Origin of the sequence: Alteromonas sp. 1_MG-2023 (assembly GCF_030547075.1) — a bacterium.
Lineage (GTDB): Bacteria > Pseudomonadota > Gammaproteobacteria > Enterobacterales > Alteromonadaceae > Alteromonas.
Genome location: NZ_JAUOQH010000021.1, coordinates 1 through 16,143 on the forward strand (window position 1 = coordinate 1; position 16,143 = coordinate 16,143).

15 protein-coding genes are annotated in these 16,143 nt (G+C 43.9%); 5 read left to right on the forward strand and 10 right to left on the reverse strand.

Annotation, left to right across the window (positions count from 1 at the left end):
* Nucleotides 1-485: 485 nt before the first annotated feature.
* Complete coding sequence (locus Q4561_RS17460) at nucleotides 486-2,111, forward strand: response regulator (RefSeq protein WP_303462451.1); 1,626 nt, start codon at nucleotides 486-488, stop codon at nucleotides 2,109-2,111.
* Here the strand turns inward: Q4561_RS17460 and Q4561_RS17465 are convergent.
* Both Q4561_RS17465 and moaA read right to left on the reverse strand, forming a co-directional pair.
* Nucleotides 2,099-2,626, reverse strand: a complete 528-nt coding sequence (locus Q4561_RS17465; protein ID WP_303462452.1) for a GNAT family N-acetyltransferase — start codon at nucleotides 2,624-2,626, stop codon at nucleotides 2,099-2,101. The two genes, Q4561_RS17460 and Q4561_RS17465, sit on opposite strands and share 13 nt — an antisense overlap.
* Before the next feature lie 83 nt (nucleotides 2,627-2,709).
* Nucleotides 2,710-3,678: a GTP 3',8-cyclase MoaA gene (gene moaA / locus Q4561_RS17470; RefSeq protein ID WP_303462455.1), complete on the reverse strand. Its 969-nt coding sequence runs from the start codon at nucleotides 3,676-3,678 to the stop codon at nucleotides 2,710-2,712.
* 300 nt (nucleotides 3,679-3,978) lie between these two features.
* On the opposite strand from moaA, the gene Q4561_RS17475 reads away from it, so the two are divergent.
* From Q4561_RS17475 to Q4561_RS17485, 3 genes are all read left to right on the forward strand, one after another.
* Complete coding sequence (locus Q4561_RS17475) at nucleotides 3,979-5,763, forward strand: ABC transporter ATP-binding protein/permease (RefSeq protein ID WP_303462457.1); 1,785 nt, start codon at nucleotides 3,979-3,981, stop codon at nucleotides 5,761-5,763.
* Nucleotides 5,764-5,805: 42 nt separating this feature from the next.
* The gene (locus Q4561_RS17480) at nucleotides 5,806-6,021 is read left to right on the forward strand and encodes a DUF3820 family protein (protein WP_303462459.1); all 216 of its coding nucleotides are present in this window, start codon (nucleotides 5,806-5,808) and stop codon (nucleotides 6,019-6,021) included.
* 209 nt (nucleotides 6,022-6,230) lie between these two features.
* The gene (locus Q4561_RS17485) at nucleotides 6,231-7,475 is read left to right on the forward strand and encodes an MFS transporter (protein ID WP_303462461.1); all 1,245 of its coding nucleotides are present in this window, start codon (nucleotides 6,231-6,233) and stop codon (nucleotides 7,473-7,475) included.
* A 204-nt stretch (nucleotides 7,476-7,679) separates the two neighbouring features.
* Here Q4561_RS17485 and Q4561_RS17490 read toward each other — a convergent pair whose 3' ends face one another.
* The 4 genes from Q4561_RS17490 to Q4561_RS17505 form a co-directional block, all read right to left on the reverse strand.
* On the reverse strand, nucleotides 7,680-9,023 hold the full coding sequence (locus Q4561_RS17490; protein WP_303462462.1) for a class II 3-deoxy-7-phosphoheptulonate synthase: 1,344 nt from the start codon (nucleotides 9,021-9,023) through the stop codon (nucleotides 7,680-7,682).
* Between the two features lie 112 nt (nucleotides 9,024-9,135).
* On the reverse strand, nucleotides 9,136-9,909 hold the full coding sequence (locus Q4561_RS17495) for an ATP-binding cassette domain-containing protein (protein ID WP_303462464.1): 774 nt from the start codon (nucleotides 9,907-9,909) through the stop codon (nucleotides 9,136-9,138).
* A complete protein-coding gene (locus Q4561_RS17500) occupies nucleotides 9,906-10,874 on the reverse strand; it encodes an iron ABC transporter permease (protein ID WP_303462465.1) in 969 nt (322 codons plus the stop codon). Before Q4561_RS17500 ends, Q4561_RS17495 begins: the two co-directional genes overlap by 4 nt.
* A 3-nt stretch (nucleotides 10,875-10,877) precedes the next feature.
* Entirely contained in the window at nucleotides 10,878-11,345 is a 468-nt protein-coding gene (locus Q4561_RS17505) for a low molecular weight protein-tyrosine-phosphatase (protein WP_303462466.1), read from the reverse strand.
* A gap of 94 nt (nucleotides 11,346-11,439) precedes the next feature.
* Between Q4561_RS17505 and pepE the strand changes: the two genes are divergently transcribed.
* Nucleotides 11,440-12,162 carry a dipeptidase PepE gene (gene pepE / locus Q4561_RS17510; protein ID WP_303462467.1) on the forward strand — a complete coding sequence of 241 codons (723 nt, stop codon included), beginning with the start codon at nucleotides 11,440-11,442 and terminating at the stop codon, nucleotides 12,160-12,162.
* Here the strand turns inward: pepE and bioD are convergent.
* The 4 genes from bioD to bioB are packed head-to-tail and all read right to left on the reverse strand — an operon-like array spanning nucleotide 12,133 to nucleotide 16,098.
* A complete protein-coding gene (gene bioD, locus Q4561_RS17515) occupies nucleotides 12,133-12,804 on the reverse strand; it encodes a dethiobiotin synthase (protein ID WP_303462469.1) in 672 nt (223 codons plus the stop codon). The two genes, pepE and bioD, sit on opposite strands and share 30 nt — an antisense overlap.
* A complete protein-coding gene (locus tag Q4561_RS17520) occupies nucleotides 12,801-13,670 on the reverse strand; it encodes a methyltransferase domain-containing protein (RefSeq protein WP_303462470.1) in 870 nt (289 codons plus the stop codon). The genes bioD and Q4561_RS17520 overlap by 4 nt, the downstream gene beginning before the upstream one ends.
* On the reverse strand, nucleotides 13,667-14,980 hold the full coding sequence (locus tag Q4561_RS17525; protein WP_303462471.1) for an 8-amino-7-oxononanoate synthase: 1,314 nt from the start codon (nucleotides 14,978-14,980) through the stop codon (nucleotides 13,667-13,669). Before Q4561_RS17525 ends, Q4561_RS17520 begins: the two co-directional genes overlap by 4 nt.
* Nucleotides 14,980-16,098, reverse strand: a complete 1,119-nt coding sequence (bioB, locus tag Q4561_RS17530; protein WP_303462473.1) for a biotin synthase BioB — start codon at nucleotides 16,096-16,098, stop codon at nucleotides 14,980-14,982. Before bioB ends, Q4561_RS17525 begins: the two co-directional genes overlap by 1 nt.
* Nucleotides 16,099-16,143 lie beyond the last annotated feature (45 nt).

Here is a 16,143-nt window from a genome sequence, read left to right on the forward strand (position 1 = left end):
AATCCCCGGTTCAATAACTTCGTTACGAGCCTCAGCAGCGTCCACCATCTCTCTTATCAAATTTCTTTATAAATCCCCGGTTCAATAACTTCGTTACGAGCCTCAGCAGCGTCCACCATCTCTCTTATCAAATTTCTTTATAAATCCCTGGTTCAACAACTTTGGTGCGAGTCACAGCATTCGTCAAATTTAGCAACATCGAAATACATCGAACGCTTAGCTCAGTTGGGAGAGCATCGCCCTTACAAGGCAAGGGGCACTGGTTCAATAACTTCATTGCGTATCTCAGCTGCATTCATCATTTTTATGCCCAAAAACAAACGCCCGATACGGTAACTTATTTACCACCCTGCCCCAATTAGCTTTTCAGCGTGAACAAATCAAGTACAAAGAAGCTATTTAACCGTGGTGATAGCCTGATTATTCAACTAAACTTCAATTAGGTTGTTTACAATAGTAAGCATTGACGCAGATACGAGGTTGTAATGAACCTACAGTTGGCTAGACAAACCCGCTTATTGATTGCTGAAGATCAAGCTTTGGCGAAAAGCCATATCAAATATGCTTTAGAGCAACTTGGTTTCCAGCATATCGACTATGTAGATCGTGCCGCTCACGCTCTTACCTCTTTGCGCACCCGTCAATATGACGTCATCGTGTGTGCTTACGACCTAAGGCACGAGCAAGGGGGTTATAATCTATTCGAACAACTGAAAACTGAAAAAACCATCCCCCTTACTACCGGCTTTATCTTTACCAGTGCTGATACCGCTATTGATGTCGTGCATGCAATAATTGAACTGCAACCAGACGAATTCTTAGCAAAACCTTTTTCCGTTAACGAACTGGATAAAAGGCTAAGTAAAGTCGTTACTCGCAAAAAACTGTTTTTCGATGTTTATCGCTTTATGGATGAAAGTAATCCCGAGCAAGCGTTAAAAGAATTAGAGTTTATTTTGGTAGAGCCAAAAAACGCCGAACACTTTCCGTTAGCCCTCAAAACGAAGGGCGACTTACTGTTACTGAACAACGAATTTGAAAACGCTAAGCTGTTTTACGAATCTATTATCAATATTCAAAATTTCACATGGGCTAAGCTAGGGTTAGTTCAATGCTATATTCATTTGGGCGAGTTTGATGAAGCAGAACGAGACCTTATTCAATTAGCTTTACAGCCTGATAGCATGCTTAGTGCCTACGATTTACTGGCTGAGTTGCAAATAAAGCTAGAAGCCTATGATGAAGCATTAGAATGCATGAATGTGGCTAGCGATATTTCACCTCGAAATGTAATGCGACATATAACTGCTGTACAACTCGCTCGCTTAACACATGATTATGAAGGGCAATTTAATAGCGCTAAAAAAGTGGTTCGCTTCGGTAAAAACTCGGTACACGATACCCCTGAAATGTATTTGTCTGTTGCCAGAGCGGGTATTGATTTTGCGATGACGGCGGAAACTTCCCAAACTAATAAAATCATTAAGCAATCTAACGAGTTTTTACGTCAACTAAAGAGTGCCTACCCGAAAGTTAACCTTGAACATCAACTTCAGGTTATTAACGCGCGTATTCACTACTTAAAAGATGAAAATGAAAAAGCAAAGGATCTGCTTGATTCGTTAGATATTGACAACCTAGAAGAACATTCAGTCGAGACACTCTTAGACTCAGCCAAAGCCTTTCACGATTTGGGGCTAAGAGGAAGTGCGCTGAAAATACTCGACAAAGCAACGTTAAAACAAAAAGAGTTAGATGCTCCAAACAGCTTATTAAGCCGTTACATAGAACAAGAAGTTAATGAAAAGACTGCAATTTCAATTAGTCCTAAAAACCTTAATGACGTGGCCGTTGTTCAATATAAACGTGGCGAACTGGTGAAGTCATATCAAACCTTTGAACAGGCATTTAGAGTCATGCCACGTAACCCTGCCATTGCGCTGAACCTACTTCAGGCTTCAGCAATGCGCCGTTCTAGGGAAGGTAAAACAGAAGACAACATGAAGGCAGTGATGAAAAAGTGCAGGTTCACGCTCGAATGTGCATCTTTATCAGAAGAGCAAAGCCAGCGCTACGAAACCGTTAAAGGGCTTTTAGATCAAGTGGTATAAACCACTACCCTTTCTTGATAGAGGCTATCTTTATATTCTATTTCATGGCTGAAATTCATGCCTAGCTTTTTCATGATTTTAATAGAAGGTTGGTTCTCAGGTTTAGCCATTGCACAGAACTTATCGATACCAATTTGATATAAGGCGTCTTTCACTTGCATCGCGGCTTCTGTGGCGTACCCTTTCCCCCAGCTAGCTTTTCTAAACCGCCAGCCAAGTTCAATATTATCAATCTCGGGATCTTTAGTGAAAAAACCAAAAGGTCGAACTAAAATCCAACCTACATCCTTTTCAGTTTCGTTTTCTTGCACACGCCATAACCCCCATCCCAGCGCTGGGTTGGAGTACGCTTGAAAGCGCGGTACAAATGTATTGATAATATCTTCGCGGGATGTTTTTTTACCATCACTGATAAACCGCATTACCTCTTCGTCTTGATCAAGCTCCCACAGGAACTCAACATCATCGTCGGTAATATAATGGAAAGACAGGCGCGCACTATCTTCAATATACATAGACTTCCCTTTCTTATAATTTTTATTACGAGCAACTTTATATTAGTGCTTTCGTATTTTATCGATACAACTAAGCGGGGTGTTTAGCCACCTAACATAGCTAAATGCTTAGTTGCACCTGTATTACCTTCATGTAGAAAATGTGTGGCATGCTTCTCACCTAAACATTCAACTAAGAACTGTTGTAGTCCTACAACATCTCCATCGGATAATAAATGACGCATATCAATACCATGCTCACTGAATAGGCATAAATGTAACTTACCATTAGCGGCGACTCGAAGTCGATTACAACTTTTACAAAAATCCTTACTGTACGGCATAATAAGACCAATCTTGCCCGCATAATCTGGGTGGTAAAATTCCTGTGCAGGCCCCGCATCTTTACGTCTGACCATAGGTTGCCACCCTGCATCAACAAGGGTTTGTTTAAGCGGCGTGCCGCCTTGATGCTGTGCTTTAAAGAAATTCGTTGTATCGCCGGTTTCCATCAACTCAATAAACCGCAATGTAATAGGCATCGTTTTCAGCCAATCGAGGAATCGATTTAACCTTGCATCAGAAAAGTCATTCAACAGCACTGAATTTACTTTTACATCAAGGCCAGTCTCTACCGCAGCGTCCAGTCCGGCTAACACTTGCTTTAATTTATCTTGCCCAGTAATAGCCGCAAATTGCCTAGGATCTAAACTATCGATACTAACATTAACTTGGTGTAACCCAGCTTGCTTCCACGATGCAGCGTGCTCGGCCATACGGCCACCGTGAGTGGTCATGGCTACTCGCTTAATACCCGGCGTATTAGCTGTTGCGCTTAAAATATCGAGGAAGTCACGGCGAAGTGTTGGCTCCCCGCCAGTAAGACGGACTTTCGACGTACCCAGGCCTGAAAATGCACTTAGTAAGGTATTAATCTCACTTAACGAAAGAAAATGCTCGCTCGAAGGGCCTTGGTAACCGTCAGGCAAACAATACTGACAGCGAAAATTACACGCTTCCGTTACCGATAAGCGCAAATAATGGAATTGTCGTCCAAAGCTATCTTCTAACAAATTTTCTCCCTTAAGGGGTACGTAAAACAAATAGTATGATTAAATAGACTATGATGTCTTTGCGCCAGTTTACGCGGCTGCAAATGAGAATGAAATGCTCGATAACGCATAAATTAGAACGTTTTATCGTACCCTTACCCTATTTATCTTAAATAAATATTACGGTTCACAATTAACGATTTAGTCTATTATTCATCAATCTATCACATTTCACCCTCGTAAAGGAGTTTTCCCTCCTGCCTTCCGCTAGCGTCATCGTTGAAAAATGCCACATACTTGCAGTGAGAACATACTGAAATCATGCGAAAAAACCGATTCCCTTTAAACGAAAATGAGCCCATTAAATGGCAGGTACTTAAGCAGCTATGGCCATATTTGCTAGAGTTTAAAGGTCGAGTAGCGTTAGCCCTACTTTGCTTGATCGCCGCGAAACTTGCCAGCATTGGCCTACCATATGTACTTAAATACACGGTAGATAGTTTAAACGGTGATGTAGAAGCGTTGGCCATTGCCGTGCCTATCAGCTTAATTATTGCCTACGGTGCACTTAGGCTCACCAATGTTTTACTTGGCGAAGTACGAGACACCTTATTCGGACGTGTTACTGAGCGCGCTATGCGCAGGCTAGGTTTAAAGGTATTTAATCACCTCCATAATTTAGATTTAGGTTTTCATTTAAACCGCAGAACAGGCGGCTTATCTAGAGATATTGAACGTGGTACAAACGGCGTAAGCTTCTTAATGCGGTTTATGGTGTTCAATATTGTGCCTACCCTCTTAGAGATTGGCTTAGTCGTAATATTGCTATTGATTCAGTTTGGCTGGTCTTTTGCGATGATTATTGTGGTGAGTGTTATCAGCTATGTCATGTTCTCGATGAAAGCCACCGATTGGCGCACCCGATTTGTACAACAAATGAATGAGGCCGACTCCACGACTAATTCACGAGCGGTAGACAGCTTATTAAACTTTGAAACCGTAAAGTACTTCAATAACGAACGCTTCGAGGCTAATCGATACGACACGGATTTAGCGGGATGGGAAAAAGCGAGGCGTAAAAACCGGCTATCCCTTTTTGCGTTAAATGGCGGCCAAGCCAGCATTATTGCGCTGGCGATGACAGCCATGATGGCGAATGCAGCTTATGGCGTAATGGAAGGCGAGATGACCATTGGTGACTTCGTGCTAATTAACGCCTTCACTATGCAGATATTTATGCCGCTTAATTTCTTGGGTTTTGTGTATCGGGAAATTCGTGGCTCGCTAGCGAACATTCAAAACCTATTTTCCCTACTGGCCCAAAAGCCAGCAATTGAAGATAAGCCCAATGCAACTCATCTCTCAGCAAACCAGGCGAGTATACGTTTTAGTAACGTTCAATTTCACTATCAGCAAGCACGGCCTATTTTAAAAGGTATTAGCTTCGACGTGCCATCAGGGGCCAAGGTGGCTGTGGTTGGCGAAAGTGGTGCGGGTAAATCTACCATCATGAAGTTGCTGTTTCGTTTTTACGAACCCTCCCAAGGTGGTATTTTTATAAATGGGCAGAATATTCGCGACCTTAGCCAACATAGTTTACGAAGCCATATTGGTATTGTTCCGCAAGACACGGTGTTGTTTAATGCATCATTGGTTGAAAATATCCGTTACGGTAATCCTGATGCTAGCGATAAAGATGTAAATCATGCTATCAAACTTGCACATTTAACCCAGTTTGTTGAAAGCTTGCCGGATGGACTGGACACCACAGTAGGCGAACGTGGGCTGAAACTTTCTGGCGGTGAGAAACAACGCGTAGCCATCGCTCGGGCGCTATTAAAAGGTGCGCCTATTATGATATTTGATGAGGCCACATCTTCGTTAGACAGTCAATCAGAGCAAGCGATATTGGGTGCCCTTCGAGACGCCGCAAAGGGGCATACTAGCTTGGTTATTGCCCATAGGCTGTCTACTATTGTGGATGCTGATACTATACTGGTTATGCACAATGGCTTTATAAAAGAGCATGGTACTCACGATGAGTTATTAGCCCATAACGGTATCTACAGCCGCTTATGGACTACGCAACAACGAGCATCGAATTAAAGACATAAATAAACACTTTCAACAACGCAAGTAGTACATCACATGGATTCAGCCGCAGTAAAGACCACAATTAATCAAGTTATGCCATTCGGAAAATATGCGGGCCGCCGCTTGTTTCACCTGCCTGAACCTTATTTAGTTTGGTTTCATAAACAAGGTTTTCCCGAAGGAAAGTTAGGCCAACAACTTGCGCTAATGTACGAGATAAAACTAAATGGCTTAGAGTCTATCGTTGAGCCGCTACTTGATGACGACTAACTCACAAAAGGAAGTTTAGCGTTTGCTCTACCGAAAGTAAGCAATCTCTCCTTTCCCTACACTCGTTCGCTAACTTTAGGTTTTACCTAACTCTCTAACTTATTTATGCACATTTGAGATTAATTAAACGCAAATACATCATTTCTGTAATGAGTAATACATTCTTAAAATAGCGCTATAACTTAATACCACAAAGTGTAGATACTATTATGCAATCCAATACTTCGCCTTCTCTGACCACAAGCAAGTTAATGCTAATGTCGAGCGCGGTAGCGGCCACCGCGGCTAACTTATACTACAACCAACCTATATTACCGCAGATAGGAAAAGAGTTAGGGCTAAGCAGCCAACAACTGGGCGCAGTGCCTTCTGCAGGACAAATTGGCTATGCGGCCGCGCTTCTATTCTTATCTCCCTTAGGCGATACCGTATCTCGCAGAACCTTAATCGGTTTGTTATCTATTTTACTTGTTGCGTCTTCACTAGTCGCCTTTTCGGCAAATAGTCTATTTACCTTAGTCGCTGCCTGTTTCGCCATTGGATTAAGCGCTAATATTACGCAACAAATAATTCCATTTGCGGCGTCTTTAAGCACACCTGAAAATAAAGGGAAAGTTATCGGTACCATCATGACAGGGCTAACTGTCGGTATCTTACTTTCTCGAACCTTAAGCGGGTTTGTCGGTGAGCTTTTCAATTGGCGCGCGGTGTTTCTGATGTCAGCCCTATTAGCCGCACTTTTTGGGGTTTTACTCCATTTATATTTACCCGCGAATAAACCTACCAGCAACATGCCCTACCCCAAGCTAGTTTTGAGCATGCTGTCATTAGTAAAACAACATGCAGCACTTCGCCAATCTGCAATAACCGGAGGCTTATGGTTTGCTGCGTTTAACGCTTTATGGGCGACGCTGGCGTTACATGTTCACGAAGCACCTTTTAACTACAATGCGCAACAAGCGGGGCTTTTTGGTGTAGTGGCACTAGCCGGTATTGTGGGAGCAAAGGTATCGGGTAATTTAGTCAACAAAGTTGGCGTTCGCAATATGATAAATATTGCATTGGGGCTCATCTTTCTTGGGTTTGCTATAACAGGTATTGTTGGTGAAAACTTATGGGGGTTAGTAGTAGGGATTATTCTTATTGACCTCGGTGTATTCAGTGCCCAAGTGTCTAATCAAGTTCGTGTGTTTTCAATCGATGTTTCCGCGCAAAGTCGAATCAATGGTGTTTACATGTTGGGGTACTATATTGGCGGAGCGATAGGCTCTTATGCAGGAATTATTGCGTTTAACGCATTCTCTTGGTTTGGTGTGGTTGCGGTTAGCGTAGTATTTGTTGGTGGTGCTTTGTACGTTAACAATACGAACGGCAATAAAACGAGTAGTAACGATACAAGCAGTAATAATACCGGCAGCCCTTCAGTAAACAATAGTAATAGTAAAAAACACTGACCTACCGGATTTAAACGCGTTCCTATTACTTTGCATAGGTACTTCTTTTTGAGATGCACGTTCATTTAAAACGCACTTCCTTTTAAAGAGTGTAGTAATTTCAAAAAAAAGGGTAAATCGATAAGCGATTTACCCTTTTTATAATGGATTTACCCATTAGTTATTTGTAATTACTCTTACGCTTTCTTTCGCGCTAAAAAATGTTTACGCGTTACGTAAATGATCGGCAACTAAAAATGCCATTTCAAGCACTTGGTCTGCATTTAGGCGAGGATCGCACTGAGTTTTATATGCCTGAGCTAAATCTTCATCACTAATTTCGTATGCACCACCAGTACACTCAGTAACGTGCTGGCCTGTCATCTCTAAGTGAATACCGCCAGCATGAGTACCTTCATCGCTATGCGCTTGGAAGAACTGCTTTATCTCGCGCAATATTGCATCGAAATTACGAGTTTTATAACCACTAGAAGCAGAGAAAGTATTTCCGTGCATGGGGTCTGAACTCCACACTACGTGTCTACCTTCTGCTTTCACGCGGCGTAATAAGCGAGGCAAGTTATCAGCCAAGTTATCGGCACCCATACGGGTAATCAGAGTTAATCTACCAGGGTCGTTATTCGGGTTTAGTGCATCAATTAAACGAATAAGCTCGTCTTCTTCCATGCTAGGCCCAACTTTCACGCCGATAGGGTTATGAATACCGCGGAAAAACTCAATATGAGCATGATCAAGCTGACGAGTACGCTCACCAATCCAAATCATGTGTGCAGAACAATCGTAAGGCTTACCTGTTAATGTATCGATACGGGTCAGCGCTTGCTCGTAGTTCAGCAATAATGCTTCATGCGACGTAAATAACGAGGTTTCGTGCAACGTAGGGCTAGACTGCGAGTTAATACCAATTACGTCCATGAACGACAAGGTATCTTGAATACGCACTGCCATATCGTGGTAGCGCTCTTTAAGCGGGTTGTTTTCAACAAACGCCATATTCCAACGGTTTACTTCATGAAGGTCGGCCAAGCCGCCTTGTGAAAATGCGCGAAGTAAATTTAGGGTAGAGGCACTGCGATGATACGCTTCAATTAAACGGTTAGGATCTGGGCGGCGAGCCGCTTCGTTAAATTCGAAACTATTGATAATATCGCCGCGGTAGCTTGGTAACGTAATACCACCACGGGTTTCAAAGTTTGATGAACGTGGCTTAGCATATTGGCCTGCCATACGCGCTACTTTTGTTACTGGGCATCGGCCAGCAAAGGTTAAAACAATGGCCATTTGCAGCAATACTTTAAAGGTATCGCGAATTTTGGGTGCATTAAATTCGTCAAACGATTCAGCGCAATCACCGCCTTGAAGCAAGAAGCCTTTTCCTAAACTAACCTCACCAAGTTGACGGCGAAGATCACGTGCTTCAGCGGCAAAAACCAGTGGTGGATATGTACTTAGTGTGTGCTCTACTTGTTTAAGTTGTGCCGCATCATCGTACTCTGGTTGTTGAAGGATAGGTTTTTGCCTCCAACTGTCTACTTGCCAATTACTCAAGGGGTTCTCCTGATTTAAATATTCTACGTTTAGGCAAACGTTAATCTCATAATGAATGAGCGCTCTTGTTGTATTCACGCTGCTGTTTATATACGCGCCTTTGCGCGGCATTTTACCACATTTGATTTAATACAATAGGTGCGCAAACTTGAATATCTAGAAAGTCGTCGCGCTTACTCACTGCAAAATGGCAATCGAAGGTGTGCTCAAGGTTATTCACCGATAATACCTTCTCTGGCAAACCGAAGCTGACACTAGCCCCCGATTTCATTAGCAGCACTGTATTACTATAGTTGGCGCTTAAGGAAATGTCATGACTGCTTAGCACTATGGTATTCCCTTTATCACACAAGGTGCGAAAAAGACCCATTAAGGCGTACTGGTGTCGTATATCAACCCCTTGTAATGGTTCATCTAATAGTAAAACTGCCTCGCCCCGCTTAACCGCCGGCCACACTTGCAGTAAAGCGCGACAAATTTCCACCCGTTGGCGCTCTCCACCAGAAAGCCTATTTAAAGGGGTTTTAAAAAAGCGCTTTACTTCTAAAGTGGCTTCTAAAATTTCGGGTAATTCAAAAGCAAGAGAGCTTGCAAAAAATGAAAGGTATTCTTTAACCGAAACCGCAAATACGGCCTCACTTTGCTGTGCTAACAAAGTTCTAAATGTGGCTAGTGCACTTAAAGGCCATTGTTGCAGAGGCTGTTCTAACAGCGAAGCTTCTCCGCGTTCTGTTTCCAACACCCCAGCCATTATCGATAACAGGGTAGACTTTCCAGCGCCGTTAGGGCCAAGAATATGAACGCAATTGCCTTTGGTGATATCAAGGGTGATATTCGCTAAACGCTTATTCACACTAATATCGCGCAAAGAAATAACCGGGCTCATCGAAGCTGGCCTTTTAATAGTGCCCAAATGAGCAGAGGGCCGCCTAAGGTGGCAGTGATCATAGACACAGGCAGGGTTATCGCACGGGTAACTTCAGACATCAGCACCACAATAAGCAATAAACTGGCGCCACATAGCGCGCTTGCTGGCAATAACAATCTATTATCATGCCCCAGAATAAGCCGAAGGATGTGAGGCACTAACAGCCCTACAAAAGCAATCGCTCCCGCAATAGACACAGCCGCCCCTACGCCAACGGCAGTAGCAATTAGGCTACGTTCGGTAAGCTGCTCTACATGTACGCCACTGCTTAGCGCTGCTAAATCACCAGCATACAACCTATTAAACTTGGCAGATTGGCGCATTTGATACCACAAACTACCAATAATAAGTGGGCCGCTTACCCACAAAATAGGCCAAGTGGTTTGATACACGCTTCCCATCAGCCAAAACGTTAGGTTGCGCAATGATTGAGCATCGCTGAACATGTATAACCACGCTATAACGGCTCCGCTCAGAGTAGAAATAGCAACACCCGATAAAATAACAGCAACCGCAGAACCCAGCAGTTTTCTTGCAAGGCGATAGATAATAAACGTGGTTATTAATGCCCCAATAAAGCAGCCTAAAGGAAGTATGTAATGAAGATAAGGCTGTGCCCACAAGGGGGTGAGCAATAACAGGGTAGCCGCCACTAAGCTGGCGCCACTGGTAATGCCTATAATACCTGGGTCTGCCAAAGGATTTCGTAAAACAATCTGAAGCGTGGCGCCACTTACCGCCAACACACTCCCCACTAACACGGCGGTAATGATAAGCGGAATTTGAAGCTGCAAGGTGATGTGTTGCTTTAAAGCCGTGGGTGAATCAGCTAGCCATACCGTGGCTAGCACGCCAACGATGAGCAATACGGTAACACTACAAAGAAGGAAGATGGCAACTCTTCCCTTAAATACCGTGTGCATGGCTTAGCTCTGTTGAATATGTGCAATTAGCCCGTCAGAGGCCTCTTCAATTAAGTCTAACACTAATTCAAAACCTCGCTTTCCGCCATAATACGGGTCTGGCACTTCTTTGTCCTCGCTATCAGCGAAATCTAAAAACAAGTGAATTTTGTCATGGTATTCTGGCGCAGACATTTCACACAAATTGTCATAATTGCTATTATCCATGGCAAGGATATAGTCGTATTTTTCGAAATCTTTGTCATCGACTCGTCGGCACTTTAAGCCTTTAAAGCTATAACCTCGATCTACACCTACCGCTTGCGAGCGTTTATCTGGCTGTTTACCAATGTGATAACCATGGGTTCCCGCTGAGTCTATTTCCAGTTTTAACCCAGCATCAGCCGCTTTACGAATAAACACAGCTTCGGCGGTAGGTGAACGGCAAATGTTACCCAAGCACACGAATAACACCGATGTGTTCTGACCCATATAAAAATTCCTTTAAAACCAATAACGGCACTACGCTAAACTTTATGTTAACTTTTACGTAAATTACGCCGTTTAAAAAAATTGTGGAGCAGTAATGACCGCACATGTATTAATGTTAAGTAGTTCTCGTCAGGGCGACGAAGCGTACCTAGAACATGCGAGAACGCTTATTCTTGCACACTTAGGTGGCATTCGCGACCTACTATTTATTCCCTACGCTGCCGTAACGCAAAGCTATGACAACTATGTTGCCGCGGTTGCATTAGCCTTGCCAGAGTGCAATGTGACTGGACTGCATACCTTTAAAAACCCTATCGAAGTTATCAATAAGGCAAAGGAAAATAACCAAGCCATTGTGGTTGGTGGTGGTAACACTTTCCATCTAATGCATACTATATACCAACAAAATTTGTTGGTACCACTTCAACACGCTATTGCTGAAGGCACACATTACATAGGCTGGAGCGCTGGTTCAAACATTTGTGGGCAAAGTATTCGTACCACAAACGATATGCCAATTATTGAGCCTAAAAGCTTTAATGCGCTCAATATCGTTCCGTTTCAACTCAACCCACACTACAGCGATTATCATCCGCCTGGACACAATGGTGAAACGCGAGATCAACGCTTAGCCGAATTTACGGTGTTGAATCCCAATACACCTGTGGTAGCCATTCGTGAAGGAACAGCACTTACTTTATCTCATAAGCAGCTAACATTAGTGGGGAAAAAAGGTGGGTTCATATTTTTAGGCGATGAAAAGCGCCCAATTGCGCCAAATGAAGATTTAACAGAGCTTTTGAATAGCAGCCTGTAAGGCTTCTGAACTTGGCGCGCTTGAAAAAGGCACTTCCAGCAATAATGGCGCTGGCATGGCGTTTTTAAGCGTAGCCAAATTGTCATCGTATCGAGACATACAACCGGTGATATCGTTAGCTACCCAACCTACAATATTTAGCCCGTCGTTTTGAATAGCTTGTGCGGTAAGCAACGCATGGTTTAGGCAACCTAGTTTCATGCCTACCACTAAGATAACGTCCATTTTCAGTTCAGTTACTACATCTGAAAGAAACAGCGTATCGGTTAACGGTAATCGCCACCCCCCTGCCCCTTCCATTAATAGAAGATCTGGCGTTTCTTGTTGCAGGCGAGCTAGCCCTTCAATCACTGCATTACTCGTTAATTTCACACCCGCCTCTTTTGCAGCTATGTGCGGTGCAATGGCCGGCAGAAACGCAATAGGGTTAATGGTACTGATAGGAAGCTTAATGCTACTTGCTTGTTGAATTTCTGATGCGTCTTCGTTTACCCAGTCGTTGCCCACTTTTTCGCAGCCGGCCGAAATAGGTTTGTAGCCTAAACTTGTTTTTTGCTCACTTTCAGCAGCTTTTAGTAGGTGACAGGTAACGTAGGTTTTACCTACTTCGGTATCGGTTCCGGTAATGAAATACTGCTTCATGGTTTCTCTAGTCTGAAATGACACACTTTGTAAGTAAGGGGTAGCACGCCATCGATAGCGCTAACATTTTTATACGCTAGCGACAGTTTATTGATGTCGCTACGCGAGAGGGATTGCTGTTTCACGCCCGTAGCCCCTGCCCCTACGTTTTTGATTGAACGAAGTAAAGAAAGTACATCTTGGTGCTCATCAACATAATCTTTATTGATAAGGCGGCTAACCCGGAGCCCCGCTCCAAGGAACGAATTAAGCCACAATTGCGCTTCGGGCAAACTTGTTACCGCGGCAGGTAACTGGGCAATACTTCTCGCTTTATGCAGCTCTGAAAAAGAACCACTCACCATTATGGCAATTTCCGCCATGCCCGATGGCTTAAGTATGCGGTACATTTCACTGGCTACGGTTTGCGGAATTGAACACCACTGCAATGCCATGGAAGAAAAAACAGAATTGAAGCTGCTATTTTCAAAGGGTAACGACTGGGCTGAACCTTGTTTGAAATGAACATCAGGGAAGCGCGCTTGTGCTTTGTGCACCATACCTGGTGCAATATCTAACCCCGTGACGTTTGCGCCACGTTGCCGCAGCATGTCGCTGTGAGTACCCGTAGCACAGCCAATATCAAGTAGTTCGCCATGCAAGGAGTTAGGTAAATTGTTTAACCCTGCCTGCGCAATTTCGCGCTGAATATGCGCTTCGTTATCGTATTTATTTGCAGCTTTTGAAAACTGCTTGGCTACAATAGCTTCACTAACGCTATCGCTTGATTGAATGCCGGCTTGATGGCCTACTTGTGCTTCGCTCAACGCTTGCGAAGAGAGTTGGTAAGCATCAGACAAACTATTTGCTAAATTCTGAGGGCTCATGCTAATGCCTCCATCGCAAGGGCAATACCATCAATCAGCACATCTATATCCTGCTGAGTATGAGTAGCACTTAACGTAATACGCAATCGGTCTTCCCCTTTTGGCACTGTAGGATAGCGAATAGCTGGTATCCATATGCCACGACTTTTTAGGCCATCACTTAATGCTAGCGCACGCTCAGGGCTACCTACAATAATGGGTTGTATTGCGCTATTTGAATTCGCAAGTTGTAAATCGCTATTATGATCATTCCCAATTTCAGCGCCAAAGCGTTCACGAAAATACGCGATATTTTCGTTTAAAGCGTCTCTTCGACTAGTGTCTGCGGCAATATGGGTAAGTGAGTAAAGTGTTGCCACAGCTTGTGCCGGAGGCATGGCAGTAGAATAAACATAATGTTTGGCAAAGTTAACCAAGTAATCAATTAGCCCTTGGCTTCCAGCAATAAACGCGCCTGCGGTTCCTACAGCTTTACCGAAGGTGCCCATCACTATGGGTACATCTGTTTGAGATAATGCTTGCGCTTCAATACTGCCCAACCCGTTTTCACCTAATACGCCTATGCCGTGTGCATCGTCTACCATTAGCCATGCATTGTGTTGCTTCGCCATACCCGCCATATCACGAAGAGGGGCGCTATCGCCGTCCATACTGAATACACCTTCAGTGACCACTAGCTTGTCGATGTCATTAGTAGCATCAGCTTCGTTCTGTAAATTAGTCATTAAATTAGATAGGTGGGTTAAGTCGTTATGCCTAAATCGACGTAGTTTAGCTTTGGTTGCCATAGCACCTTCAAGGAAGGAGGCATGCATAAGTCTATCTGAGAAAATTTCACCGGAATGCTTGTTTAGGACAGCTTGGTCGCGGCTATTTTGGGTGCTGCTGTTTGGGGTACTGCTATTAGAGTCGCTGGCATTCTGCTTACTGTTACCAATATTATTAGCACCACTAAACAGCGCCATACACAATGCTTGGTTAGCAGCAAACCCCGAATTGAACAACAACGCCGATTCTCTGTTTAAACCGTCGGCAATGTAAGCCTCTAGCGCTAAATGTGCTTGGGTATGACCGGTGACCAAAGGAGATGCGCCGCTGCCACCACCAAATTGTGCCAAGCCTTCTACCCAGCTTTGCAATACGCCTTCATGTTGACGCATTCCAAGGTAATCATTGCTGGCAAAATTTAAATAGTGTTCACCATCAATGCAGATAATGTTGTCTTTTTCGTACTGCTGGCATACCCGCTTGCGCAGGTATCCTTGCTGAGCCCGCTCACTTAAGCGGGCTTCAAGCCAATCGAAGGCCATTATGCCTCCGCGGGCTGCGGTTTTTGTTTACGCGGCGCGCTAGCATCGTAAAACAAATCGCTGGCGTCAGAACCTTGTTCTTGTTGCTGCGCAATTTCTTCTTCTAATACTTGCTGATGTGCTTCATCAGAAAAATCGCGAGTACGTTCAGTGTTTATGCCTAACTTTTTAAACAGTATTACGTCTTCATGTGTGTCAGGGTTAGACGTAGTAAGCAACTTACAACCGTAGAAAATTGAGTTCGCACCCGCCATAAAGCATAGTGCTTGCATCTGTTCATTCATGGCTTCGCGGCCCGCCGATAAACGCACGTGAGATTTAGGCATCATGATACGGGCTACCGCAATAGTGCGAATAAATTCGAAGTAATCTAAATCTTCTAAACTGGCAAGCGGCGTACCTTTAACTTTAACCAACATATTAATAGGTACACTTTGCGGCTGTTCAGGCAAATTTGCTAATTGAATTAGTAAGCTGGCTCTATCACCTGCGGTTTCACCCATTCCCACAATACCGCCAGAACACACATTCATGCCCGCCGCGCGCACGTTTTCTAGGGTGTTTAGTCTGTCTTGATAGGTACGAGTGGTAATAATATCGCCGTAGTATTCAGGCGAAGTATCAAGGTTATGGTTGTAATAGTCTAAACCAGCCTGCTTAAGGGCTACCGCTTGATCGCGGGTTAACATGCCAAGGGTCATACAGGTTTCAAGGCCAAGTTGTTTAACCTCTTCCACCATTTTTACAATATAAGGCATGTCTCTGTCACGTGGGTTACGCCATGCGGCCCCCATACAAAAACGAGTAGAGCCTACTTGCTTGGCTTCTTTGGCTCGCTCAATCACTTTTTCGATTTCAAGCAAGCGCTCTTTTTCTAAGCCGGTATCGTAACGCGCGCTTTGCGGACAGTATTTACAATCTTCCGGGCAAGCTCCGGTTTTAATCGACAACAAGGTGCTTACTTGTACTTCGTTTGGATTGAAGTGTTGTCTGTGAACCACCTGCGCTTGAAACAGCAAGTCGTTAAATGGCAAGGCATAAAGCGCCTCTACTTCGGCTTGTGACCAATCGTGACGAATTGTATTATTTTGCGCGTCAGGCGCTGAAGCCAGAGTCATTGACTGTCCTTTACTAATTAAGAATGCTGGCTTAGTCTATGCTCC

Coding starts and splice junctions, on each gene's coding strand:
- Q4561_RS17460 (WP_303462451.1), top strand. CDS start 486: ATGAACCTACAGTTGGCTAGACAAACCCGCTTATTGATTGCTGAAGAT.
- Q4561_RS17500 (WP_303462465.1), bottom strand. CDS start 10,874: ATGCACACGGTATTTAAGGGAAGAGTTGCCATCTTCCTTCTTTGTAGT.
- Q4561_RS17485 (WP_303462461.1), top strand. CDS start 6,231: ATGCAATCCAATACTTCGCCTTCTCTGACCACAAGCAAGTTAATGCTA.
- Q4561_RS17505 (WP_303462466.1), bottom strand. CDS start 11,345: ATGGGTCAGAACACATCGGTGTTATTCGTGTGCTTGGGTAACATTTGC.
- Q4561_RS17525 (WP_303462471.1), bottom strand. CDS start 14,980: ATGGCCTTCGATTGGCTTGAAGCCCGCTTAAGTGAGCGGGCTCAGCAA.
- pepE (WP_303462467.1), top strand. CDS start 11,440: ATGACCGCACATGTATTAATGTTAAGTAGTTCTCGTCAGGGCGACGAA.
- bioD (WP_303462469.1), bottom strand. CDS start 12,804: ATGAAGCAGTATTTCATTACCGGAACCGATACCGAAGTAGGTAAAACC.
- Q4561_RS17495 (WP_303462464.1), bottom strand. CDS start 9,909: ATGAGCCCGGTTATTTCTTTGCGCGATATTAGTGTGAATAAGCGTTTA.
- Q4561_RS17520 (WP_303462470.1), bottom strand. CDS start 13,670: ATGAGCCCTCAGAATTTAGCAAATAGTTTGTCTGATGCTTACCAACTC.
- Q4561_RS17475 (WP_303462457.1), top strand. CDS start 3,979: ATGCGAAAAAACCGATTCCCTTTAAACGAAAATGAGCCCATTAAATGG.
- Q4561_RS17465 (WP_303462452.1), bottom strand. CDS start 2,626: ATGTATATTGAAGATAGTGCGCGCCTGTCTTTCCATTATATTACCGAC.
- bioB (WP_303462473.1), bottom strand. CDS start 16,098: ATGACTCTGGCTTCAGCGCCTGACGCGCAAAATAATACAATTCGTCAC.
- Q4561_RS17480 (WP_303462459.1), top strand. CDS start 5,806: ATGGATTCAGCCGCAGTAAAGACCACAATTAATCAAGTTATGCCATTC.